The sequence below is a fragment of the Actinocorallia sp. A-T 12471 genome, assembly GCF_033875155.1.
Lineage (GTDB): Bacteria > Actinomycetota > Actinomycetes > Streptosporangiales > Streptosporangiaceae > Actinocorallia.
Map to the genome: position 1 here is coordinate 107832 of NZ_JAWZTE010000009.1, position 24045 is coordinate 131876.

At 70.5% G+C, this 24045-nt stretch carries 23 protein-coding genes, 1 tRNA gene and 1 pseudogene; 14 read left to right on the forward strand and 11 right to left on the reverse strand.

The genetic code is table 11. The annotated features are described in order from the left end of the window. Positions 1-15 precede the first annotated feature (15 nt). Entirely contained in the window at positions 16-1830 is a 1815-nt protein-coding gene (locus R9X44_RS23755; protein WP_319816467.1) for an ABC transporter ATP-binding protein, read from the reverse strand. A 264-nt stretch (positions 1831-2094) separates the two neighbouring features. Here R9X44_RS23755 and R9X44_RS23760 point away from each other — a divergent pair, with 264 nt between their 5' ends. After that, positions 2095-3960, forward strand: coding sequence for a tannase/feruloyl esterase family alpha/beta hydrolase (locus R9X44_RS23760; RefSeq protein WP_319816468.1), 1866 nt, complete (start codon positions 2095-2097; stop codon positions 3958-3960). Between the two features lie 157 nt (positions 3961-4117). Further along, the gene (locus R9X44_RS23765) at positions 4118-5266 is read left to right on the forward strand and encodes an acyltransferase family protein (protein WP_319816469.1); all 1149 of its coding nucleotides are present in this window, start codon (positions 4118-4120) and stop codon (positions 5264-5266) included. Positions 5267-5303: 37 nt separating this feature from the next. Here R9X44_RS23765 and R9X44_RS23770 read toward each other — a convergent pair whose 3' ends face one another. The 8 genes from R9X44_RS23770 to R9X44_RS23805 all read right to left on the reverse strand — a co-directional run bounded on the left by R9X44_RS23770 (position 5304) and on the right by R9X44_RS23805 (position 11690). Continuing rightward, complete coding sequence (locus R9X44_RS23770; protein WP_413774978.1) at positions 5304-6908, reverse strand: AAA domain-containing protein; 1605 nt, start codon at positions 6906-6908, stop codon at positions 5304-5306. Positions 6909-6956: 48 nt separating this feature from the next. Further along, positions 6957-7274, reverse strand: coding sequence for a helix-turn-helix transcriptional regulator (locus tag R9X44_RS23775; protein WP_319816471.1), 318 nt, complete (start codon positions 7272-7274; stop codon positions 6957-6959). Further along, complete coding sequence (locus R9X44_RS23780; RefSeq protein ID WP_319816472.1) at positions 7271-7636, reverse strand: type II toxin-antitoxin system RelE/ParE family toxin; 366 nt, start codon at positions 7634-7636, stop codon at positions 7271-7273. Before R9X44_RS23780 ends, R9X44_RS23775 begins: the two co-directional genes overlap by 4 nt. A gap of 722 nt (positions 7637-8358) precedes the next feature. Further along, positions 8359-8508 carry a hypothetical protein gene (locus R9X44_RS23785; protein WP_319816473.1) on the reverse strand — a complete coding sequence of 50 codons (150 nt, stop codon included), beginning with the start codon at positions 8506-8508 and terminating at the stop codon, positions 8359-8361. 105 nt (positions 8509-8613) lie between these two features. After that, positions 8614-8687 (reverse strand) — tRNA-Lys (locus R9X44_RS23790). Positions 8688-8702: 15 nt separating this feature from the next. Next, positions 8703-9998, reverse strand: coding sequence for an MFS transporter (locus R9X44_RS23795; RefSeq protein WP_319816474.1), 1296 nt, complete (start codon positions 9996-9998; stop codon positions 8703-8705). Between the two features lie 162 nt (positions 9999-10160). Beyond that, entirely contained in the window at positions 10161-10670 is a 510-nt protein-coding gene (locus R9X44_RS23800) for a response regulator transcription factor (protein ID WP_319816475.1), read from the reverse strand. 105 nt (positions 10671-10775) lie between these two features. Then, positions 10776-11690 (reverse strand): LLM class F420-dependent oxidoreductase, encoded by a 915-nt coding sequence (locus R9X44_RS23805; protein ID WP_319816476.1) that lies wholly within the window; start codon positions 11688-11690, stop codon positions 10776-10778. 166 nt (positions 11691-11856) lie between these two features. Between R9X44_RS23805 and R9X44_RS23810 the strand changes: the two genes are divergently transcribed. The 6 genes from R9X44_RS23810 (at position 11857) to R9X44_RS23835 (ending at position 17634) form a co-directional block, all read left to right on the forward strand. After that, positions 11857-14049 (forward strand): ATP-binding protein, encoded by a 2193-nt coding sequence (locus R9X44_RS23810; protein WP_319816477.1) that lies wholly within the window; start codon positions 11857-11859, stop codon positions 14047-14049. Next, a complete protein-coding gene (locus R9X44_RS23815; protein ID WP_319816478.1) occupies positions 14039-14446 on the forward strand; it encodes a roadblock/LC7 domain-containing protein in 408 nt (135 codons plus the stop codon). The genes R9X44_RS23810 and R9X44_RS23815 overlap by 11 nt, the downstream gene beginning before the upstream one ends. 2 nt (positions 14447-14448) lie before the next feature. Further along, positions 14449-14820 (forward strand): DUF742 domain-containing protein, encoded by a 372-nt coding sequence (locus tag R9X44_RS23820; protein WP_319816479.1) that lies wholly within the window; start codon positions 14449-14451, stop codon positions 14818-14820. Next, complete coding sequence (locus R9X44_RS23825) at positions 14801-15376, forward strand: GTP-binding protein (protein WP_319816480.1); 576 nt, start codon at positions 14801-14803, stop codon at positions 15374-15376. The genes R9X44_RS23820 and R9X44_RS23825 overlap by 20 nt, the downstream gene beginning before the upstream one ends. Beyond that, positions 15373-16641, forward strand: coding sequence for an ABC transporter substrate-binding protein (locus R9X44_RS23830; protein WP_319816481.1), 1269 nt, complete (start codon positions 15373-15375; stop codon positions 16639-16641). The genes R9X44_RS23825 and R9X44_RS23830 overlap by 4 nt, the downstream gene beginning before the upstream one ends. Positions 16642-16803: 162 nt before the next feature. Beyond that, positions 16804-17634 carry a mechanosensitive ion channel family protein gene (locus R9X44_RS23835; RefSeq protein WP_319816482.1) on the forward strand — a complete coding sequence of 277 codons (831 nt, stop codon included), beginning with the start codon at positions 16804-16806 and terminating at the stop codon, positions 17632-17634. Positions 17635-17674: 40 nt separating this feature from the next. On the opposite strand, the gene R9X44_RS23840 is transcribed toward R9X44_RS23835, so the two are convergent. Further along, entirely contained in the window at positions 17675-17995 is a 321-nt protein-coding gene (locus tag R9X44_RS23840) for a DUF6401 family natural product biosynthesis protein (protein ID WP_319816483.1), read from the reverse strand. Between the two features lie 107 nt (positions 17996-18102). Here R9X44_RS23840 and R9X44_RS23845 point away from each other — a divergent pair, with 107 nt between their 5' ends. From R9X44_RS23845 to R9X44_RS23860, 4 genes are all read left to right on the forward strand, one after another. Next, positions 18103-19851: a GMC family oxidoreductase gene (locus R9X44_RS23845; RefSeq protein ID WP_319816484.1), complete on the forward strand. Its 1749-nt coding sequence runs from the start codon at positions 18103-18105 to the stop codon at positions 19849-19851. 97 nt (positions 19852-19948) lie between these two features. Next, complete coding sequence (locus R9X44_RS23850; RefSeq protein WP_319816485.1) at positions 19949-21172, forward strand: helix-turn-helix transcriptional regulator; 1224 nt, start codon at positions 19949-19951, stop codon at positions 21170-21172. A gap of 112 nt (positions 21173-21284) precedes the next feature. Beyond that, positions 21285-21503 carry a hypothetical protein gene (locus R9X44_RS23855; protein WP_319816486.1) on the forward strand — a complete coding sequence of 73 codons (219 nt, stop codon included), beginning with the start codon at positions 21285-21287 and terminating at the stop codon, positions 21501-21503. Then, positions 21500-21892 (forward strand): hypothetical protein, encoded by a 393-nt coding sequence (locus R9X44_RS23860; protein WP_319816487.1) that lies wholly within the window; start codon positions 21500-21502, stop codon positions 21890-21892. Before R9X44_RS23855 ends, R9X44_RS23860 begins: the two co-directional genes overlap by 4 nt. A gap of 75 nt (positions 21893-21967) precedes the next feature. Here R9X44_RS23860 and R9X44_RS23865 read toward each other — a convergent pair whose 3' ends face one another. Further along, positions 21968-22117 carry a hypothetical protein gene (locus R9X44_RS23865; RefSeq protein ID WP_319816488.1) on the reverse strand — a complete coding sequence of 50 codons (150 nt, stop codon included), beginning with the start codon at positions 22115-22117 and terminating at the stop codon, positions 21968-21970. Between the two features lie 296 nt (positions 22118-22413). Here R9X44_RS23865 and R9X44_RS23870 point away from each other — a divergent pair, with 296 nt between their 5' ends. Together R9X44_RS23870 and R9X44_RS35800 are read left to right on the forward strand one after the other, a co-directional pair. Continuing rightward, positions 22414-23475, forward strand: coding sequence for a TlpA disulfide reductase family protein (locus R9X44_RS23870; protein WP_319816489.1), 1062 nt, complete (start codon positions 22414-22416; stop codon positions 23473-23475). Next, positions 23472-23951 (forward strand): annotated as a pseudogene (locus R9X44_RS35800) (TetR/AcrR family transcriptional regulator); the annotation flags it as partial. The gene R9X44_RS23870 and the pseudogene R9X44_RS35800, both read left to right, overlap by 4 nt. Positions 23952-24045: the final 94 nt, after the last annotated feature.

The following is a 24045-nucleotide window of genomic DNA, read 5'->3' on the forward strand; positions in this document are numbered from 1 at the left end:
CGGGCCGAGCCGCGTTCACGACTTCGCGGCGGCGACGTCGTCGTCGGTGAGGAAGCCGCCCGACTGGTGCCGCCACAGCCGCGCGTACGCCCCGTCGAGGTCGAGGAGTTCGCTGTGCGACCCCTGCTCGACGATCCGGCCCCGGTCGAGCACGACAAGCCGGTCCATCCGGACGACGGTGCTCAGCCGGTGCGCGACGACCAGCGCGGTCCGGTCGCGCATCAGCCGCCACACCGCCTCCTGGACCAGCGCCTCGCTCTCGGAGTCCAGCGCGCTGGTGGCCTCGTCAAGGAGAAGGACGGGGGAGTCGCGCAGGATCGCGCGGGCGAGCGCGACCCGCTGCCGCTGACCGCCCGACAGCTTGACGCCGCGCTCCCCGACGAGCGTGTCGAGGCCCTGCGGCAGCGCGTCGGCGAACTCGGTGACGTGCGCGGCCCGCGCGGCCCGCATGATCTCCGCCTCACTCGCGTCGGGGCGGGCGAAGGCGATGTTCTCGCGGACCGACCTGTGGAACATCGCGGGCTCCTGCGGCACGTACGCGATGAGCGCGCGCAGGTCGCTCTGCCGCATCCGCGCGATGTCCTGGCCGCCGATGAGGACGCGGCCGCCCTGGACGTCCATGAGGCGCAGCAGGAGCCGTGTGAGGGTGGTCTTGCCGCCGCCCGACCTGCCGACGAGCCCGATCTTCGTGCCGTCGGCGACGGCGAGGTCGAGCCCGTCGAACAGCGGCGCGGCCCCGGGGTGGCCGAAGGTGACCCGCTCGAACCTGACGCCCGCGCCGGACTGACGCGGCGGCTCGGGGTCGGCGGGGTCGAGGACCGTCGGCGGGGACAGGAGCAGCGCGGTGAACTGGGCGGCTTCGGTGAGCGTGCTCTCCAGGCGCCGGTACACCTGGTTGAACTCGAACATGATGCGGGTCGCGCTGGAGTAGTAGGCGAAGGTGACGACGATGGCCTCCGGGCCGAGCCCGCCGCGCAGCGCGACCGCGAGCAGGAGCCCTAGCGCGCTGGTCAGGACCGACATCGGCGCGACGACGGTGTCCACCCGGAGGTTGCCGTAGTCCCAGGACCGAAGGGAGAGCCGCTGTTGCTCGGCGAGCCTTACGCGGTACTCGGCGGCCTCCCTGTCTTCTGCGGCGAAGGCGCGGACGGTCTCCATGTTCGTCACAATGTCTGCGACATGTCCTGACACACGCGCTTTCGCCGCTTCGCGGGCGTCGACCAACGCCTGCCTGCGCCGGATGAACGGAGCGACCATGAAACCCGTGACGACGATGAGCCCGACCAGCACCAACACGAGCAGCGGGTCGTAGTGCCACAGCACGACCGAGGCGAACGTCACGGGGATCAGGCTCGCCATGACGGAGAACGTCAGCGTGTCGGCGAAGTGCTCGAACCCGCCCGAGTAGCTCAGGACGCGCTTGGTCAGGGACCCGGCGAAGGACTCCTGGAAGAACGCGGCGTCCTTGGCGAGCAGTTCGTCCATGCCGTGCGCGCCGAGGTGCTCGATGCCGCGCGCGTCGGCGCGGTTGAGGAAGTGCAGGCCGCAGCGCCACAGCGCCTCGCCGACGAGCAGCGCGCCCGCGAAGCCGAGCACGTAGGGCATGAGGTCGCCGACGGACGAGTCCCCGCCTTCGGCGAGCCGTCCTACGAGGGCTCCCACGCAAAGGGAAGCCAGGTAGGTGATGAAGATGTTGCCCAGCGCGGGCAAGAGGAACATCGGCAGTGTGATGCGCCACTGTCGGCGGATCTCCCCGCAGTAGCGGCGCACCACAAGGCGCACCGCCTCCTTGCCCGCCGACTTCCCGTCGGCCTCCCCGTCCCCCGTCATCGAGCCCTCCCCTCGAGCAGGCGAAAAATCCCATCCTGCCGCGCGTCCGGCGCGGGGGTCGAACCGTTTATCGGCTACAGAGGGCTCGTCGCGGCGGTAGCCGACTGTGACCGTCCGGTTTCGGGAGTGGGCGGAGGTGAGCGCCGGGTGTCCCGAACCTGAACGTAATCCATACTTTTTCTGTCTATAATATGCGCTTTATGCGGCCCGCCAGCGGCGTCATTCTTAGGGGGCCGCGGTCTGTGTATGGGGAAGCATCTGTTCATGCGTGGGATCTTCGGTCCGGGCGACCGACGCGGTCCGGCCGCCCGTGGGCGCGCCCGTGCCGGGTCGCTAGTCCGTGTGCTCGCGGCCGTGGCGCTGCTCGCGGCGTCACTGTCGGCATGGGGGGACGACCCTCCCGAGGCGCTGCCCATGACGCAGCCCAAGGGCCCGTCCGTCACCGCCGACGGCCTGCTTGAGCTGCCCGCGCTCACCCCGGTGATGCACTGCGCGGCCCTCGTCGGCCTGCCCCTCGACGGCGTCACCGACGCCCCCGCGAAGATCACCTCGGCCACCGTGACGACCAAGGGAAGGTCCGCCCCCTACTGCTCGGTGCGAGGCACGATCGCCCCCGCCAACACGATCGTCCTCCGGCTGCCCGTCGAAGGCTGGACCCAGAGGTACGTGCAGACGGGCTGCGGCGGTAGGTGCGGCCGCGCCGTCATCGCCTACGGACAGGCCGACGACTGCGCGCCCGTACGCGCGGGCACCCTCGCCACCGCCACCACCGACATGGGACACCAGGGCCGTAACGACGGCTCATGGGCCGACGGCGACCCGCAGGCGCAGATCGACTTCGCCTACCGCGCCACGCACGTGACGGCCCAGGTCGCCAAGGCGATCATCACGAAGTTCTACGGCAGCCCGCCCGCCTACTCGTACTTCATCGGCTGCTCCGACGGCGGCCGCGAGGGCCTGATGGAGGCCCAGCGCTACCCCGACGAGTTCGACGGCGTCGTCGCCGGTGCCCCCGCCAACAACCTCCTGGTCCAGAACTTCTTCCACCACGGCTGGAGCATCCTCGCCAACCGGGACAAGCGCGGCGACCCGATCCTGCGCGCCCACCGGCTCCCGCTGCTGCACAAGGCCGTCCTGAACGCCTGCGACTCCCTCGACGGCCTCGCCGACGGCGTCCTCGACGATCCGCGCCGCTGCGACTTCGACCCCTGGACGCTGCGCTGCGCCCCCGGACAGGACCGCGCGACCTGCCTGACCGCCGCCGAGATCGGCGCGGTCCAGCGGCTGCACGCGGGCGCGGTGGACGACAAGGGCGTGCGGCTCGAACCCCACGTCGCGCACGAGTGGGGGTCGGAGCTCGGCTGGAGCCTGTTCGTCCCGTCCAGAAACGGTCAGTCGACGTACAGCGAAAGGTCGGTGCTCGCTTACGGCAGATATCTGGGCCGCACGAACGTCGCCGACCCCGACTGGGACCTGTCTGACCTGAAGTTCACCGCCGAGACCTTCTGGGACCTCGTACGCTCCTCGTCCTACCTGTCGGCCATGGACCCCGACCTCGGCGAGTTCCAGCGCTCCGGAGGCAAGCTGCTGCTCTGGCACGGCTGGAACGACCAGTACATCGCCCCCAGAAGCACCCTCGCCTACTACGAGGCCATGCGCGCCGCCATGGGCGGCCAGGCCGTCGACGCCTTCACGCGGCTCTACCTCTTCCCCGGCCTCGCGCACTGCGCGGGCGGCGAGGGCCCCAACGACTTCGACGTCCTCACCCCGATGATGGCCTGGGTGGAGAGCGGCAGGGCCCCGGGGGAGATCATCGCGACCCGCCAGGGCGACGAGCCCGTCACGCGGCCCGTGTACCCCTACCCCGCGGTGGCGCGCCACGACGGCAAGGGCGACCCCGACGAGGCGGCGAGCTTCACGTCGGTCACCCTCCCCGACGAGCCTTTGACGGACCTCGAGTGGCTCGGACGACGGCTCTACTCAGGCGACTACCAGACGACGTGCGAGGCGGACGACGACGAACTCGTCTGCCGTCCCTCGGACACATGGCTCAGCCGTTCCAGGCCCGCCCTCGAGGTGCAGCGCACCGATTCCCATGACCGGCTGTTGCCGCATATTCCACTTTCGTGAATTTTCCTGCCAGGGAGCTCCCGATTAAGCCTTGCGAACGCCCCTCCCGAGGGGGCCTTAACTCCAGTCCTGATCTGCTTATAGCCTATGCTCCCTCGGAGCCAGGCGGCAGAGGTCACCGTCCGCCCTGGGCAGTCATCGGCAAGCGGGGTGTGTCTTGAGTCGTCCGTCGAGTCGCGAGGCGTATTTCGACAACGCCAAATTCATCATCGGCTGCCTCGTCTTCATCGGCCACGCCTTCACCTGGATCGACCTCGGCCGGTGGTTCACCGCCTTCGAGGCGATGGGCTCGTCGTTCCGGATGCCCGTCTTCGCCTTCCTCGTGGGCTACTTCAGCCAGGGCTTCCTGCGCTCCACCGGACGCGCCCGCAGGCTCATCGCGAAGATCGCCCTCGCGTACCTGATCTTCGACCTGCTCTACCAGATGCTCGACGCGTTCCTCGGGCTGCGGCCGTTCGAGTTCAGCCCGCTCGCGCCGTACACGCACCTGTGGTTCCTCACCGCGATGTTCCTTTGGCGGGGGAGCGCCCCGATCTGGTGGCAGATGAAGTACCCGTTCGCCGTGTCGGTGTTCGTCTCGCTCGTCGCCGGTCTGTCGGAGATGGGGATCTTCACGAAGATCCTCTCGATGCTCCCGTTCTTCGTGCTCGGCCTGATGATCAAGCGTGAGCACTTCGACGTGCTGCGCCGTCCGAGCGTCAGGGTCGCTGCGGTGGGCGTCCTGTTGGCGGAGTTCGCCCTGCTCGCCGCACTCGTGGGCAGATTCGACGGCCGTGACTTCTTCCGCGCCCTGTGGAACCGCTCCTACAAGGTCGCGGAGTTCGGCCCGCTGTTCGGCCCCGGCCTGCGCTTCCTCGCCATCTTCGGCACGATCGCGGTGGGCGCGTCGATCCTCGCGCTGATCCCGACGCGCGCGGGCTTCGTCTCCCGGCTCGGCAGCCGCTCCCTGTACATGTACGTCCTGCACTACGGGATCATCCGCGTCTGCCTCGCCCTCGGCGTCTTCAAGTTCGTGCCCTCGGGCAACCTCGGCGCGGTCATCACCGTCGCGACATGTGTGGCCCTGGGCGTCGTCCTGTGCAGCCGTCCCACCCAGCTGGTCTTCCGCAACCTCCTGGAACCCCCCACCGACTGGCTCTTCCGCGCCCGCCGCAAGCCCACCCGGCCGCAGACCCCCCAGCCGGCCGCCCGGACCGCCCCCAAGCCCCACCCCATCCCGTCCCCCTCCCCACCCCTGGACGCCCCACCCCTGGACGCCTCCCCCACCCGCACAACCCCCGACCGCACTCCAAGACCCGTCAAGTAGCCGCCCTCCGGGGCTAGCCGCAGGCCCCCACCTCCGCCTAGCCCCGCAGCCCTTCCGCACACGCCGCGCAGTGGACGAGCCACCCTTGCGGGCCCGCTACCAACTCTCCGCCTTGCGCCGAGACCCACACCGAGCAGAGCGCACACCGTCCGGCAAACCCGTTACGACGCCCCTTCCCGCTGCCCGCCCGACGCTCCCGCCCACCCGTCGCAGTCGGCTCCTCACCACGGGCCCGCCCCACGATCTGCTTGACCCTGGCACACGACACCCGACTGCTGATCCGCATCATCAGATCCGTCGGCCCGCCGTTGGCGAGGAGGTTGAGTGACCCGTGCCAGAGGATCTCGTCGTCCACGATCATGACCTTCTCGTGCATCCGCGGCCTGGCGACGACCTCGCACCCCGCCTCGCGCAGCCGCGCCGTCAACCTGCCGCCCTTCTCCTCCGGCGGGTGCTCACGCGTGTACACCACGACCCGCACCCCCGCCTGCACACGCGGCCGCAGCCGCCCGATCCAGTAGGAGACGGCGCGGTCGTCAAGGAACGCGCAGTAGATCTCGACGGACGCGGCGGCCCGCTCGATGTCCCACTCGACGGCACGCCGCACCTCGTCCTTGGGAAAGAACGCGGGCCGGACGAGCTCGTCCTCGCCGAGTCCGGCAAGCTCCGACGCCATCCGGACGGGCACAAGATCACCGACCGGCAGCCGGCTCGCGTGGCGGAGCAGGTAGTCGAGCATCCGCCTGGTCTCGCTCCCCTGCGGGAGCGTCCTGGTCAGGAACTCGACGTCGGCGACCACCACAAGATGGTCCTGCGCGCGGCTCAGAGCCACGTTGAGCAGTCGGCACGTGTGCGACGACAGCCCGGACCCCTCATAGAAGTACCCGGGCCTGTCGCCCGCCCCCGCGACCGTGTCGATGACGACCACCGGCCGCTGGCTCCCCTGAAACCGGTGCACGGTGTCGACGAGCCCGTCGAAGGACCCCCCGAACCGCTGCGACACGCTCTTCTGCAGCGACACCACCTGATCGCGATACGGCGCGATGACGGCCATCCGATCCGTCGGCGCCCCCTCCCCCCGAAAGCCCGGCAGAACATCACCGGCCTGCAGCCCCCTGACCAGCTCGTGGATCACCGCCTCGTGGACCGGGTTGGTCGTGTGGCCGCCGCGCCTCGGCCTGAGCGACAGCGCCCTGCGCTGCTCCCCGGTGTCCACCAGCACAAGCGGGCCGCCGAGCAGCTTGGACGCGGGCAGGCGGCTGACGTCGTCGCGCCCGGTCAGCAGCGGCGCGTCGGGGTAGGCGACGGCGTTCACCACGGCGCAGATCGCCGGCCGCATCCGATACTGCTCAACCAGCGAGACGAGCCGCCCATCACGCCGAACCGTCCCGCCCGGATCCACGAGTCCCGCCGCGTGAAAGACGTCGCGGTCCATCCACTCCCGTGAGTGAGCCCTGTCCGCCTCACTTGCCTCCCGGTCCCCGGAGCCCATGGTGACGGCGGGCAGCTGCCGAAAGTCCCCGGCCACCACAACGCGCTGCCCGGCAAGCCCGGCGAGATACCACGCCGACGGCAGATCGACCATGCCCGCCTCATCGATCACGACCACATCGACCTTGTCGAGCAACCGCCGAGACTGCACGGCCTTGGCGACCGTAGCCCCCACCACCCGACACCGCCCGCGTACTGGTCAAGCGATTGCGGTGATGTCTCCGTTGTCGAAGTAGATGGCTTGGTGAAGGCGTCCGCCGAGGGCGGTGGCGTAGCGTGCGAGTACTTCCTGGCCGGAGATCTTGCCTTGTTCGATCTGGGAGACCCGCCCCTTGGTCACGCCCATGCGTTCGGCGACCTGTTCCTGGGTGAGCCCTCGGGCGCGCCGGATCTCCGCGAGCCGATGCCCGAGGACTTCGGCGAGGAGTTCCCTCTTGCCTTCGGCTACGGCGGCTTCTCCGCCCGCCCGTTCGACGTGCTCGGCCCGGATGTCCTTCCACCGCGAGTAACCGCTCATCGCCTGTCCCCTTCCTCCTCCGCACGAGACCGCAGGTAGATCCCGTACCGCTCTTCGGCCAGCGGAATCGCCTCTCTGTACCATTCGTTCCACCGTGCGGCCTTGTCACCGGCCACCAGCAGGATGCTGGATCTCCAGGGATCGAACGCGAACAGAATCCGTACGGTGCCCGGCCTCAACTCCTTGAGATTCTTGATCGTCGAGTTGGTGATCGTGTCCACCAGGGGCCGTCCCAGGCCGGGGCCGCCTTCAGCCAGAGCATCGATCGCCTGAACGACTCGCGCGTGTGCGGCATCGTCCAGGCCCTCGATCCACTCACGCACCTCGTCTACGACGTAGATCTCCCACTCGCTCTCCACCATACGTGAAGTTTAGTAATAGGTATACCTGGGCCGCTGGCGGTTCCGTCAATCGGGGCGTCGCCGAGAGCCTGCTCGATCGCGTGCCGCTGGTAGGCGTTCAGCGTGAGCGAGTGGTAGTCCTTCACGAGCGCCGACGGGTCAGGCACCCGTCCTACGGATGGCCGTCCCTCGCCGAGCATCCACCCCGCTTTCGCGGAATCGATCAGCTTGTCGCCGCCGCCGATCCGCTTCAGCTTGTCCGCGAGGAGGAACTAGCCCCGCCGTCTCGTCCTCCCGTACGCGGACCTCCGCGACGCGTTCGCCGAGCGCTGCCTCGGTCGTCAGCCGGACCTTACGGTGTGCGCCCCACACCGCCTCCCCGGCCGTCCACTCCCGTGCTCCTGGCCCTCTGACCAGCACTTCGTCCCGCTGGAAGGGGCTCTGCTCGAAAGGGGTGTCGAACTCGTACTCGAACCGCCCGCCGTCCCCGCCGACGCGTCTGCCGTTCCGAAGGGCGATCCCGTCCCGCTTCCGGTCCGCCCGCAGCGCCGCCCTGACCTCCGCCCGAACCGCCTTCTCCAGCTCGCCGACCACCCCCGCACGCCCCACCCGACCTCCCGCCGCCAGTCTCCCTTTGAGATTCCCTAGATCGTCACCGATCCCCCACAACACGGTCAACCCAGCCAACAAAAGCAGAACGCCCCGCTCCGGAGGGAGTGGGGCGTTCTTGGGCTTTGGAGGGGTCAGGTGGTTGTGGTGGTGTCTTTGTTGTTGGAGTCGTGGGTGAGGGCTTCGGCGAGGAGTTGCCTCTTGCCTTCGGCTATGGCGGCTTCTCCGCCCGCCCGTTCGACGTGTTCGGCCCGGATGTCCTTCCACCGCGCGTAAGCGCTCATCGCCTGGCCCCTTCCTCTGCGCGGGATCGCGGGTAGATCCCGTACCGCTGTGCCAACGTGGGGAAAGCAGAACGCCCCGCTCCGGAGGAGTGGGGCGTTCGGGGGTGCGCCGCCAGGGACTCGAACCCCGGACCCGCTGATTAAGAGTCAGCTGCTCTAACCAACTGAGCTAGCGGCGCGCAACGGAGAGAAGACTACCGGGGTGGGGGGAGTTGTGCGAATCGGGCGGTGCGGAGGATTTGGGTCAGGCCGAGGGCCCAGAGGGGGTAGAGGGCGAGCCAGGCGAGGCGGAAGGAGTCGGGGGTGAAGGCGCCGGTGGGGCTCGCGAAGTCGAGGATGAGGCCCATGGCGAGGATGGCGGCCATCGCGCCGAAGAAGCCGCCCCCGTTGACGATCCCCGCGGCGACGCCGTGGTTGGCGGGCGGGTTGTGGTCGCGGGCGTGGTCCATGCCGATCATGCTGGCCGGCCCGCCCACCGACGTCGTCACGGTGACGAGCACGAGCAGCCAGACCGGCGCGTGCCCCGGCCACAGCAAAACCGCCGTCCAGCATGACGCGAGCAGCACGACGATCCCGACCGCCGCCTTCGTCCGCAGGTGCGGCCGCGGCCCGAGCACCCGCCCGAGGACGGGCCCGGCCACCATGTTCGCGACGACGAAGACGGTGAGGAACGCCCCGGCCGTCTCGGGGGAGAGCCCCTGCGCCGTGACGAGGTACGGGTAGCCCCACATCAGCGCGAACGCGTTCCCGGCGGCCTGCGTGGTGAAGTGCGTCCACATCCCGAGCCGCGTCCCCGGACGCCGCCACGCGGCCGCGAGCGACGTCAGGAGCCGCTCGGAGCCCGCGTCCGAGGTCCTGGCCTCCCTGAGGACGGGCGGGTCCCTGAGGACGAGCACGGCGAGCACCCCGACGAGCACGCCGACCGCCGCGACAGACCCGAACGCGGTCGACCAGCCCGGCCCGTGCAGCAGCGCGACGAGGGGGATCGCGGACAGGATCTGCCCGGTCTGCCCGAGCGTCGCGGTGAGCTGGGTGGCGAGCGGCGCGTGCCGGGGCGGGAACCACCCGGTGACCAGCCCGAGCACGCTGATGAACGTGGCCGCGTCACCCGCCCCGACCAGCACCCGCGCGGTGACGGCGGTCGCGACGTTCGGCGCGAAGGCGAGCGCGATCTGTCCGGCGGCCATGAGCAGCGCGCCCGCGGCGATCATGATCCGGGGCCCGTACCTGTCGAGCAGAATGCCCACGGGGATCTGCAGCGCCGCGTAGACGAGCACCTGAAGGACGGCGAACGACGACAGCACGCCCGCGGAGATCGCGAACCTGTCGGACGCCTCGAGCCCCGCGACGCCGAAGGACGTCCGGTGCAGGATCGCCGCGGCGTACGCGAGCACCGCGATCGACGCAAGGAGCCAGGCGGCCTTCGGGACCCGCTGAACCGAGGACACCGAGGACACGGCGGTGGGGGCGGGAACCGGGACACTTGGCACGATCCATAACTTTATGGTCCGTTGACCGTGCCCCCGCCTGGCGGGGTCGTCCCGTCTAGGTCCAGTACATCGGCAGCACCCTCCCGTCGTAGTACGGGAAGGAGGATGCGCGACCACGGCAAAGGGTTGTCCCGCGCAGGGTAACCGTTGGATCACACTGGGCTAGTCGAGGACGCGCTCCGCGAGCACGCCGCGCCACAGCGCGATCGCCACCGCCCGGTTGGGGACGCCGAGCTTGGCGTAGATCCGGTTCACATGGTTCTTGATCGTCTTCTCGCTGAGATACAGCTCACGCGCGATCTCGCCGTTGGACCGGCCGGACGCGATGAGGTCCATGACCTCCGCCTCGCGCGCCGAAAGGCCGAGCCCCGCCTTGGCCGCCGCCCTGACCGCGCGGATGAGGTCCATGGGCTCCCCGGCCTCCGGCAGGTCGGCCCCCAGCACGAGGACCCGGCACCGCTTGTCGAGCGCGGGCGCGAACGCGGGGTCGTCGAGGACGACGACGTCGGGGCGCAGCCGCAGCACGTGGGGGAGGGGGTCGGCGGGGGTGTCGCCGACCACCACGGTCTCGCCGGGGATCGCGAAGCGGCCCACGAGGTCCGCCCGCGTGCGGGCGTCCGCGTGCACCACCAGGACCCTGACGGGTTCACGCCCGTCACCCATCGTGCCCATCGCCGGCTCCACTCGTCGCGATCGCCCGTCCGGAGGGGGGATCGTAACCCCCAGGACATGACCGGCGGTATACCCGGCGGTCACCGATCCCGGCGAGATCGTCGCTCAGGAGAGCTGCGGCATGACCTCGGAGGCGATGAGCTCCAGGTGATCGAGGTCCGACAGATCGAGTATCTGGAGGTAAAGACGGGTCGCCCCGAGTTCGGCGAAACGCCCGATCCGGTCGACGACCTCGGCGGGGCTCCCGGCGAATCCGTTCTGCCGGAGTTCGTCCACCTCGCGGTGGATCGCCTTGGCGCGCCGGGCGATCTCCGCCTCATCCCTGCCGCAGCACACGACCTGCGCTGCCGAGTAGACGAGCTCGCGCCCTGCGGCCGCCGCCCTTACCCGGTCGAAGGCCGCGCCGGTGTCCTCGATCGAGCTGAACGGCACGTTGTACTCGGCGGCGAACTTCGCGGCGAGGCGCGGGGTGCGCTTCGGCCCAGTGCCGCCGATGAGGATCGGGGGACCGCCCGCCTGGACGGGCTTGGGCAGCGCGGGCGAGTCCTTGATCGTGTAGTGCTTGCCCGCGTAGTCGAAGCTGCCCTCGGCGCGCCACAGGCCGGTGATGACGTCGAGCTGCTCCTCGAGCTTCTCGAACCGCTCGCCGGTCGGCGGGAACGGGATGCCGTACGACTCGTGCTCGGCCTGGTACCAGCCGGCGCCGAGGCCGAGCTCGACCCGTCCGCCGCTCATCTGGTCGACCTGCGCGACGCTGATCGCGAGCGGCCCCGGCAGCCGGAACGTCGCGCTGGTGACGAGGGTGCCGAGCCGGATGGTCGACGTCTCGCGGGCGAGTGCGGCGAGCGTCAGCCAGGCGTCGGTGGACCCGGGCAGGCCGGTGCCGCCGCCGGCGATCTGCTGGTAGTGGTCGGAGCGGAAGAACGCCCCGAAGCCGAGGCGTTCCGCCTGCTGGGCGACGGCGAGGAGGTCGCCGTACGTCGCGCCCTCCTGCGGTTCGGTGAAGATGCGGAGTTCCATGGAGGAAACCTTCCCGTCGGGCGTCGACACGGTTGCCAATTTGTTTCCCGATACGTCTTAAAATCAGTTATTTGTCACGCTAAGATCATCCCTCCTGTGAACTGTGTCACACTACGAGGGATGCGTGATGGGTGGGAGACGGCACCGCACGCGGTCCATCCGGCGAATGATCTTCTCACTGCTCGCGGTGCCGGTGGCGGCGCTTGTGGTGCTCTGGGCGGTCATGCTGTCCACGTCCCTCCAGGACAGCCTCCGGCTGCTCCAGGCGCGCGATTACCTCGCCAAGGTGGTCGAGCCGATGAGCGCGCTCACCGCCTCGCTCCAAGCGGAGCGCCGCATGTCGATGGCCTACCTCGGCGCGGACCCCGCCGTCGGCATCACCGGCCTGCACGCCCAGCGGCTCATCACCGACCGGGCCGCGGACGCCGTCAGAGGGCACACCCTGTCGTCGGGCTACGAACGCGCCACCAACGAACTCACCAGGACGCGGACGAAACGGACTCTCGACCGACTGGCGTCCCTCAGCGCGCTACGCGAGGCCGTAGGGAACGGCGGCGTCTCCCCGCCCGACGTGCTGCGCCAGTACACCGACCTCATCGTGTCGGCCAACCTCGTCTACGACGCCGCCGACACCGCCGACGCCGGGATCACCCGCGACATCCGCACACAGATCGGCCTCGCCGACGCGTTCGAACTCCTCAACTACGAGGACGCGCTCCTCGTCGGCGTACTCGACGCCGGAGCACCCCGTCAGACCGTCCATGTCGAGTTCGTCAAAGCCGTCGGCGCTCAGCGCGCGCGCTACGCCGAGCTGATGCGGCAGATGAACACCACCGACGCGCTCGCACTGGAACGGCTGCACAAGTCCGCACACCACGCCGCGTTCGTCGTCCTCGAAGACGCGCTCGTCGCCGACCGCGGCACCGCGGCCGACCCCACGATCGACGCCGGGGCCTGGCACACCGCCTCGGAACGCTGGCGCAACGACCTCACCGCCTTCACCGAGACGTCACGGCACGACCTCGCCACCCGCGTCGTGGAGTGGGCCCAGGGCGTCGTGTTCCGGCTCGCGTTCACCGCCGGGCTCGGCCTCGTCGCGATCATCGTCGCGGTCACCGTCGGCCTGCGCCTCGCGCGGCGGCTCATCGCGGAGAACCGGCGCATGGTCCAGGAGCTTGAGACCTTCACCAACGAGAAGCTGCCGCGCATCCCAGCGCTCGTCCAGGAGGGCGCGGAGATCGACCTCGACACCGGCGTCCGCGCCGACGACTACACGATCACCGAGATCGCCAGGGTCTTCGACGCCTTCGACAGCTCGCGGCGCGCGGTCGTCGCCGCGACGGTCAGCGAGGCGGCGGCGCGGCGCGGGCTCGGCGCGGTGTTCGTCAACCTCGCAAGGCGCAACCAGGTGCTGCTGCGCCGCCTGCTGAAGATGCTCGACGGGATGGAGCGCAAGGCCGGCTCGCCCGAGGACCTGAACGACCTGTTCGCCATCGACCATCTCGTGACGCGCATGCGACGGCACGCCGAGGGCCTGATCATCCTCGCCGGACAGTCGGCAGGACGCACCTGGCGGCGTCCCGTCCCGCTCGTGGACGTCGTGCGCGGCGCGGTCGCCGAGGTCGAGGACTACACCCGCGTCAAGGTCTCCGCCTCGCTCCCGGACACCGCGCTCAGCGGCACCGTCGCCGCCGACGTCATCCACCTGCTCGCCGAGCTCGTCGAGAACGCCGTCATGTACTCGCCGCCGGAGATGCAGGTCGAGGTCACCGGCCAGCTCGTCGCGCACGGGCTCGCCGTCGAGGTCGAGGACCGCGGACTCGGGCTGGAGGAGGCCAAGCTCGCGTCGTTCAACCAGACCCTCGCCGAAGCGCCCGACTTCGACCTGTTCGACAGCGCGCGGCTCGGCATGTTCGTCATCGCCAGGCTCGCCCGCAAGCACGACATACGGGTGCAGCTCAGGCCGTCGCCTTACGGCGGCGTAACAGCCATCGCCCTTATCCCCGCCGTCTTGCTCGCAGAGGCGGACGAGGAGGGGGAGCCCCAGCCGTCCGAGCCAGAGCCGCGTCCGGAGGAGTCGCGGCCGAAGGTGCGGATGGAGCCCGCGGTAGTCCGGGCGCCCGCACTGGAGGGCGAGCTGCCCAAACGGGTCCGCCAACGCAGTCTCGCACCGCAGCTCCAACGCGGTCGCGACGGCGACGAGCGGGCCGACACAGCCACCGCGTCAGGGCCCGGGCAGCCCGTCGTGCGGGGGCCGGAAGAGGCGCGCAGCGTCATGTCGGCGATGCAGCAGGGCTGGCAGCGCGGGCGCGCCGAGGTTCAGTCGCGTGAGGAAGGACGGGAAGACCGTGAGCGCTGACCAAACATCCCAGGGGGACATCAACTGGCTCCTCAACGCGATGCTCGACCGTGTCGTGGAGGCACGGCACATCGTCGTGCTGAGCGGAGACGGCCTGCGCATCGCGTCGTCGCGGGGGCTGCTCCGCGACGACGCCGAGCATCTGTCGGCCGTCGCGTCGGGCTTCCAGAGCCTCGCGCGCGGCACCGCCGAGCACTTCGCGGCGGGCAACGTGCGGCAGACCATCGTGGAGATGGACGGAGGGTTCCTGTTCGTCACCGCGGCCGGGCACGGCGCGTGCCTCGCCCTGCTCGCCGAGGAGGGCGCGGACGTGGGCGTCATCGCCTACGAGATGGCGCTCCTGGTCAGCCGGGTCGGCGAGCACCTGTCCGCCGAGGCGCGCGTGCCGGGCCGCTGACCATGGACGAGCCCGCGTGGGCCGAGGAGGACGCCGGCCCGATCGTGCGCCCCTACGCGTTGACGGGGGGACGCACCCGCCACGACTCGGGGGCGGTGCTCGACCTCGTCGACCTCATCGTCGCGGGCGAGGCCGAGCCCACCGCGGCGATGGAGCTCGGACCCGAGCACCTGGTGATCCGGCGGCTCGCCGCCGACCACCCCTCGGTCGCTGAGGTGGCCGCCGACCTCGACCTTCCGGTCGACGTCGTCCGGGTGCTGCTCGGCGACCTTCTGCGGTACGGGCTGATCCGCGTACGCAAGCCCGCCTCGGTGTCGCGCCTTCCCGACGCGCGCCTGCTCAAGGAAGTGATGGATGGACTCTCAGCGCTTTAGCCCGGACCCCGTGGCGATCAAGATCATGGTCGCGGGCGGCTTCGGCGTCGGAAAGACGACACTCGTGGGCGCGGTCAGCGAGATCAGGCCGCTGCGCACCGAGGCGATGATCACCGAGCGGAGCGAGGGCGTCGACGACATCGGGCACGTCAAGGACAAGTCCACCACGACCGTCGCGATGGACTTCGGGCGGATCACCCTGCGCGAAGGGCTCAGCGTCTACCTTTTCGGCACGCCGGGCCAGGACCGTTTCTGGTTCATGTGGGACGAACTGGCCACGGGCGCGCTCGGGGCCGTCGTCATGGCCGACACGCGAAGGCTCGCGGACTGCTTCTCGTCGGTGGACTACTTCGAGGAGCGCGGGCTTCCGTTCGTCGTCGCCGTCAACTGCTTCGACGGGGCCAAGCGCTATGACGTCGACTCCGTCAGGGTCGCGCTCGACCTCGACGCGCGGGTCCCGGTCGTGCTGTGCGACGCGCGCCGCCGTGAGTCGGCCAAGAACGCCCTGGTGACCCTCGTGCGCCACGTGCTCGAGCGGACGGAGCCCGCGGCGTGAGGACGTTCACCGCGGCGGCCGTCGGCCTCGTGTCGGCGCTCGCGCTGCTCACCGGCTGTGCGGCCGAGACGAGGGTCGCCGCGCCGGGCACCCCGGGCGTCACCGCGGCCCCGTGCCCGAAGCCGGTCAACAAGGGCAACGGCTGCATCTACCTGGGCACCCTGACCGACCTCTCCGGCCCGTTCAGCCCCCTGACGACCCTCGGCACGCGGGCGCAGGAGGCGTTCTGGGCGCGGGTCAACGCCGAGGGCGGCATCGGCGGCTACGACATCGACGTGGCCACCTACGTCCGCGACACCGGCTACGACGTCGCGGCGCACGAGCGGATGTTCACCGAGACCAAAGACCACGTCCTGGCTTACGCGCAGATGCTCGGGTCGCAGCACACCCTGCGGGTCCTGCCGACGATGGAGAACGAGCAGATCGTCACGACGCCGATGAGCTGGACGTCGCAGTGGGCGTTCTCCACGAACGTGGTCGAGTCGGGCAGCAACTACTGCTTCGAGGCGATGAACCTCGTGGACTACGCGGCCGAGTACTTCCCGCTCGAGGACCAGCCGTTCAAGATCAAGAGCGTGGTGTCGGTGCACTACCCGGGCGAGTACGGGGCCGACGCGGCGGCCGGGGCCAAGCTCGCCGCACGACGGCACGGCTTCGCGTTCTCCGACGTCGAGGTCAAGACGGGCTCGGGGGCGACGACCGTCCAGCGGGTGCTGAAGGAGAAGCCGAGCCTTATCCAGCTTTCGATGTCCCCGTCTGACGCGTCCGCGTTCGTCATCGGGGCCGTCGCCGCCGGGTACAAGGGAAGGTTCCTCGGCAGTACGACCGGCTGGCACCACGCCATGGCAGGGCTGCCGGGGGTGCGTCAGCAGTACTGGCAGGCGGGGGCCTGGTGGCCGTTCGCCGCCGACTCGCCGGGACACGCCGCCATGCGCAGGGCCGTGGGCGACGTCACCCCCGACGACTCCTACGTGAGCGGCTGGACGTTCTCCTACCCGCTGCTCCAGGCCCTGCGGGACACCGCGGCATCGGGCTCGATCACCCGGGGGCGGCTGCTCCAGGCCGTCCGCGACCTCAGGGCCGTGGACTACGAGGGCATCCTCCCGGTCGAAGCCGGCGACACGACGAACCCGTACCGGGGGACCGTCATCAGCCGTCCAGACGACGGGCAGTACACCGGGGTCCGGGTCGTCACCGACTTCTACGTCGGGGACACCGCGCGGGCGCACATCCTCACGTCGGCCTGCTACCACGCGACGGGCTGAGCCCCGCGGGGGCCGTCGCGCGCGGTCCCCGCGGGGAAAGGCGATTCCCAAATTTTGGGGAAAACTCCCGGGGAAGATCTGTTCTTTCCGATTCGCGTACTTTTCTCGGCCGACCCTCGGGTAGGGATCTGGGCGACAAGTACTTTTTCGGGGGAGTCGCCGATGAACATCGGACAGAGTTTTCAGAGCATGTTCGACACGGTCGTGCGCACACTGCCGCAGATACTCGTGTTCGTCGTGGTCCTGGTGGTCGGCTGGATCATCGCCAAGATCCTGCGCAACGTCGTCACGAGGCTGCTCCACAAGGTCAACTTCGACCGGCTGACCGAGCGCGGGGTCGTCGGCGACGCGCTGTCCCGCAGCGACTACACCGCATCGGGCCTGGTGGGGGCCCTGGTCTACTACGCGATCCTGCTGGTCGCGCTCCAGATGGCCTTCGGCGTCTTCGGGACGAACCCGATCAGCACGTTCCTGACCGCGGTCGTCGCGTGGATCCCGAGACTGATCGTCGCGATCGTCCTCGTGGTGCTCGCCGCCGCCATCGGCCACGCGCTCAAGAACATCACCAACGCGGCCCTGGGCGACCTGTCTTACGGGCGCGTCCTGGCCAACCTCGTCGAGATCTTCGTGGTCGCGCTCGGTGTGATCGCCGCGCTGAACCAGATCGGGGTCGCCAACGCGATCACCGGCCCGGTGCTCATCGCGGTGCTGGCCACCGTGGGCGCGATCCTGGCGATCGGCGTCGGCGGCGGCATGATCCGGCCCATGCAGCAGCGCTGGGAGCGCTGGCTGGACAGCATGGAGAACGAGACGAAGTCGCGGCGCGGTGGGGCCCGCGCGCGCGGCCGTGAGGACGCCATGCGCGGCGAGGGGGCGGGCGCGCGCAGCCCGCACGCGACCCCGCAGGACACCGGGGCGACCAGCCCCTCAGGCTCGAACCTGGGCGGCGCCCAAGGCGGGTCGGAGTGGCCGGGTCAGACTCCGCCGCGGTAGGCGCGGCAGGTGACGCGGCGCACAGGCCGTCTTCCCGCCTTCAGGCCGGGGGGACGGCCTCGGTCATGCGCTCGGCCTCGAGCGAGCGCTGCTCCTCGAGCTGCTGAAGTTCGATCATCCGCTGCACGGTGAGTATCCGCTGGGCGTGCCAGTCGAGGCGCGGGCCGAGCGTCCAGCCGGTCTCGGCGCAGCCGCTGACGAAGCCGTCGAGGTACTCAAGCAGGGTCGACGGGTTCGGCTCGAGGCCGCTCGCGGTGAGGATGTCGCGCACCGCGGCGGAGTGCTGGTCGGCCGAGGCGTGCAGGCCGGGGGCCCAGCCGACGCGGCTGAGGGGGGTGAGGTGGGAGGTCTCCGAAGGCATGGCATAACTGTAGTCAAGATCTCGTCAAGAGGAAACTCGGCGTCAAACTCCCGCAAATTCGGCCGATATCAAGATCTGTCGGACAACGCCTGGGTACCTCCCCCGGCATGGAACCCGGCATCGAAACTGCGGCGACGGACTTCGACGTGCTCGTGATCGGCTCGGGCTTCGGCGGCGCGGTCGCGGCGCTCAGGCTGAGCGAGAAGGGCTATCGCGTCGGCGTCCTTGAGGCGGGTCGGCGACGGGCCCGCACGGCCCTCCCGGCCACCTCGTGGCGGCTGCGGGACTATCTGTGGATGCCGGGGGTCGGCCTGCACGGCATCCAGCGGGCCGGGATTCTGCGCGGCGACAGGTCGGGGCGCATGCTCGTCCTGGGCGGGGCCGGGCACGGAGGCGGCTCGCTCGTCTCGGCGAACGTCTTCCAGCGGCCGTCCGACGGGTTCTTCACCGCGCCCCAGTGGGCGCACATCACCGACTGGAAGAGCGAGCTCGAACCTTACTTCGACCAGGCGTCCCGGATGTTCGGCGTCATGGAGAACCCCACGACCACCGCCGCGGACCTGCTGCTGCGCCAGACGGCCGCCGAGACCGGGGCGTCCGAGACGTTCCGGCGCGCGCCCGTCGGGGTGTTCTTCAACGATCCGGCCGGGGTGCAGGTGCCCGACCCGTACTTCGGCGGGACGGGACCGGCCCGCAGCGGCTGCATCGAGTGCGGCGAGTGCATGACCGGCTGCCGTCACGGGGCCAAGAACACGCTGCCGGAGAACTACCTCCACCTCGCCGAGCGGGCCGGGGCCGTCATGCACACCTCGTGCGAGGCGGTGGCGGTGCGGCCCGAGGCGTCGGGCGGGTTCCTTGTGGACTGCGTGCGGCCGGGCGTCACGCGCTCGGGCCGTCGGACGTTCCGGGCCGCCCACGTCGTGCTCGCGGCCGGGACCGAGGGCACCCAGCGGCTCCTGCACCGGATGAAGGCCGCCAAGATCCTGCCGAAGCTGTCGGACACCCTCGGCACGTTCAGCCGCGCGTCAGCGACGGACTTCCTCAGCCTCACGGGCGAGGAGGGGAAGCAGGTCAACCGAGGGGTCGCGATCACCTCGTCCATCCACCCGGACCCGGGGACCCGGCTTGAGCCTGTGCGGTACGGCAGCGGCTCCAACCTCGCGGGCCTGCTACGCGCCCCGCTGGCCGACGCCCCGTACACGGACGGCATGGGCGCCCGCTGGAGGCAGGCCCTCAAGCACGCGGTCAAGAACCCCGCCGAGACCCTGCGCCTGATGGACGAACGCCGCTGGTCCGACCGCTCGATCATCCTGATGGCGACGCGCACCCGGGCCGCCGTCTTCACGGTCTTTCAGGACCGCGGCCTCACCGGCCACCGCCTCCGCTTCAAGGAACCCCGCTCAGGCACCGCCGACCGTCCCCGGACGCGTAGGACCGCCCGCGCCATGGCCCGCCGTATGCACGCCAAGGCGGCCGGCTCCCTTGGCGACCTCCTCGGCCTGTGGACCACCGCGTACTTCCAGGGCGGCTGCCCCATCGGCGTCTCCCGCATCACCGGCGTCATCGACCCCTACCACCGCGTCCACGGCTACCCCAACCTCCACGTAGTAGACGCCTCCTCCCTGACCGCCGACCCCGGCGTCCCTCCGTCCCTCACGATCACCGCCCAGGCAGAACGCGCCATGGCCCTCTGGCCCAACAAGGGCGACCAAGACCCCCGCCCCCTCCAAGCCGACCCCTACACCCGCCTCCCCGCCATCCCCCCTCTCACCCCCACAGTCCCCCAATCCGCCCGAGGCGCCCTCCTCCTCCCCCTCCCCACCCACCACCAACCCCCGCAGGACCCCTGGCCCTGACCCAGGGCGGTTCCGGGCGGCGATGTCCCTGACGGCTCCAGGCCGCGCGCCGTAACCTGAGAGATGTCGAGGGCTCGAAGGAAGGACGCGAGAGCGTATGAACGAGCGCAACTCCCCGCCCGCGAACGCCCCGTTCGGTGACCGCCTGCGCCACTACCGCGACCGCCTCGGCATGACCAGGCCCGTGCTCGGCGGGCTCGTCGGCCGCTCGCCCGACTGGGTGAAGGACGTCGAAGGCGGACGGCTCCAGCAGCCGAGGCTGCCCATGCTGCAACGTCTCGCGCACGTCCTGAACGTCGGGCTCGACGATCTCGTCGGCGGCCCGGTGCCGATCGCGTCCTACACGAAGGGCGCGCACGGGTCGCTGTCCTCGGTCACGGACGCCCTGACGGACTACCCGATCGACACCGGCGACATCACCCCGCTCACCTCCGCCGAACTCGCCGGACGCGCGTCGGCGGCGTGGCAGCTCTGGCATGGCTCGGCGCGCCAGCGGACGGCGGTCGCGGTCGTCCTGCCCGACCTGATCCGGCAGGGCCGCCTGGCGGCACGTCTGCACGACGGCCGGGAACGCCGCGCGGCGCACCGGGAGCTGGCCAGGATCTACCACCTCGTCCAGCTCTACCTGGCCTTCCAGCCCGTCCCCGAGATGGTGCTGCTCGCCGGAGACCGGGCGATGACCGCCGCGCAGGACTCCGACGACCCGCACGCCATCGCCGTGGCCGCCTGGTACATGAACCACATCTTTCGCAATTCGGGCGAACGTGACGCGGCCCGCATCGACCTCTCCCAGCGCGCTATGAAGCTCCTCGACCCCGAGCGCGGCGGCGAGGACCTGGCGAGGTGGGGGCTCCTCCAGCTCGCCTGCGCGCTGTCGCACGCCAAGAGCGGCCGGGAGGGCGACGCGCTCCGCCACTGGGACGAGGCGCACCGGGCCGCGCGCGGCCTGGGCCGGGCCTACGCGCACCCCTGGCTCGTGTTCGGGACGAGCATGGTCGACGCCTACGCGGTCACGATCCAGGCCGACCTCACCCACGGCGGCACCGCCTCCCGCCTCGCCGACCGCCTCGACCTTGACGCGCTGCCCTCCGCGACCCGCCGCTCCTTCCACCTCACCGAGTCCGCGCGCGCCTACCTGATGCGCCGCGAGCCCGTCGCGGCCGTGGCCCTCCTTCGCCAGGCCGAGACCGCTTCCCCCGAAACCCTCAAATTCTCCCCCTGGGCCCGCTCCGCCATCCTCGAACTCTCCGAAACAGGCACCCCCGCCACTCGCCGCGACGCGGCCGCCCTCCGCTCCTCGCTGGGCCTCGAAGCAGCCTGACCCAGGGGGGCAGACTGTCCCCCTCGACGCCAGGGGAGACCTTCCCCCTCGCAGCACATTCCGTAAGCGATTACCTGCTGTCAGCGATAACAGCGACAGCAGGAGGCGAGGCATGGGGCGGGAGATCACGCTTGGGGAGTTGCGGGTGGAGTATGGGGTGGGGTGGGAGGTTTGTGAGGTTCGCGACTTTGTTGTCGCGCGGCGGCGGCGGAAGCTCACGTGGGCGGAGATGGGGGCGGGGCTGCTGTCCACGCTCGTCGCGCCCGACGTCGCCGAACTCGCCGCCCTGCTCACGACGCAGAGCCGCGTTCGGGTGGGGGCGGGGGCGTGACGGCGGGGGCGGTGGCCGCCGGGGTGGTGGCGGTGCTCGGCCTCTTCGTGGTCGCGGTGGGGGCCGCGACGGCCTGGGCGTGTTCGCCTTACCGAGTCGCGCTGGGGCGGGCTCAGGACGCGCTCGCGGCGCTGGGGCGGGCGCTTTCCGCCTTCGGGTGGGCGTACGCGGACCTTGAGGCGTGGGACCGCGCCGAGTGGCCGCCCGGTGTCGACGCGCTCTACCAGGAGCATGTGCGGTCGGTCGCGGCGCTGGTGCGGGTGATCGCGGTGGGCCGCGGGCTTGACGCGGACTCCCTTCCGCAGGCGCAACAGGCCGCGCTCGCCGTCGAGGCGTTCCAGCTCATCTCGGGACGGCCGGTCTCATCGGGGTCGTCGCTCGTGATGTGAGGGGCCTATTCCGGCGGGTCGCCGCGTGCGGCTTGGGGCGGGCGGCCTCGGCGGGGTGGGGGTCTCCCGGGTGGGTCAGTAGCGGCGGCGGGGGCGGCGGGAGAGGAGGGTGCGGACCTTGGCCTGGGTGCGGGGGTCGCGGGCCAGGCGTTCGACGCGCGAGCGGGCCTGCCTGCCCTTGGGGCTGTGCAGGAGCCTTTGGATGCGACTGACCAATGAGGCCACGGGGATTCTCCTTTGAAGTTCGTGGACGTCGTTCTGAGGGCGGTGCTTCATCTCGGCCAACGTGTCGGGGTGGTCGCCCGTTCCCCGCGGGAGTGCGCTCTGTTGTGGGCTGTCACCGTTCTGTGACGGGTGATGTTTCAGGGCCTGTTGAGGTAGGTGGGGATTGCCTAAACGCCACAGGGGGCTCTCGGTCAGGAGACCCAGGGGTGGCTTCTTCGAACTCGGCGTTCTTGGGGGTTGTGGTTCTGAATAACAGCGTTACTGTAGAAGAACAGCGTTACTACGAGGGAGCTGGCATGCGGATCACGGTTGTCGCGGATGGGCGAGAGGTCGTCGTCGAGGCGCGTGGGGAGGAAGCCGCGGCGTCGGGGCGGGTGTGGGTCGCCAGGGACGGGGTTGAGGCGGCGTTGGGCTGGGAGCGGAAGGATTACGGGTGGTGTCGGGAAGAGGCTTGTGTGCCGGTGGGGGCCGTGGCGGGGGTCGAAAAGGGCGAGTGGGTGGATCTTGTGGGGTTCGCGGGGGTTCTCGGGCGGCCGGTGGCGGTCGCCGAGGGAGTCGTCGCGGTGGGGGTGTCGGCGGGGGAGCGCGCCGACGGGCTCGTCGGGGAGGTCGCGCCTGACTTCGAGCTCGCCGATGTGCAGGGCAAGTCGCACAGGTTGAGTGACCTGCGCGGGCGGAAGGTCGCGCTGGTGTTCTGGGCGTCGTGGTGCGGGTGCCGTTACGACCTCGCGGCCTGGCAGGCGCAGCACGCCGCGCTCGCGCCGCACGGCTTCGCGGTCGTGAGCGTCGCCCTCGACCGGCGGCCCGCCGACGCGGCCCCCTGGATCACCGAGGCCCTCGCCGAAGGCGACCCGCACACCGCCCTGATCGACGCCGACGGCCACGTCACCGACCTCTACGACGTGCTCAACGTGCCGACCGTCGTGTGGATCGACGCGGACGGAAAGGTCGCGCGCCCCCAGGACACCCAGTTCGCCACCGACCTGTTCCGGGAGATGTCCGGCATCGACTCCTCGGCCGCCCTCAGCGCGCTCAAGCGCTGGGTGACGCAGGACGAAAGCGGCCTCACCCCCGACGAAACCCGCCGCGCCACCCGTCGGACGACCCCGGAACGCCAGCGGGCCCGCACCGAGGCCGCCCTCGCCCTCTGGCTGCACCGCCAGGGCCGCGACGACGAGGCCGCCGCCCACTTCGCCGAGGCCGAAGAGCTCGCCCCCGAGGACGTGACGATCTGGCGCGGTTCCATGCCCTTGCTCGGCGTCGACCCCATGGGCGACGCGTACTTCTCCCGCAGGGATGCCATGGTGAAGGCCGGCATCCCCGTCTATCGCCCGCTTGAGGACTGGCACAACGCATGAGCTTCTATCTCGACACCCGCGAGCGCGGAGAAGCGGCCCTGCGTACGGGCCTCATAGACCTCGCCGCACAACTCCTCGCCGACGAGGGCCCCTCCGCGCTCACCATGCGCCGCCTCGCGACAGCCGCAGGGTGCTCCACCACGGTCCTCTACAGGGTCTTCGGCGCGAAGGACGGCATAGCCGACGCCCTGTACAAGGAGGGCTTCGCGCGGCTAAGGAGACGCCTGGAGGCGGCCCCGCACGGAGACGGCCCAGCCGAGCACCTGGCCGGCCTGGGCCGCGCCTACCGGGAGAACGCCCTCGCCGAACGGAACCTGTACCGGGTGATGTTCTTCGACGTCATCCCCGGCTTCACCCCCGACGACGCCGCCCGCGCGCTCGCCCGGGCCAGCCTCGACGTCCTGCGCGACGCCGTGAAGTCCTGCGCGCACGCCGGAATCCTCGCCAAGGGCACCGACCCCGACGAGGTCACCGACCTGCTCTGGGCCGCCTCCCACGGCGCGCTCAGCCTCGAACTCGCCGGCCACTACACCGACGGCCCCACCGGCACGGCCAAGGCCGAGGACACAG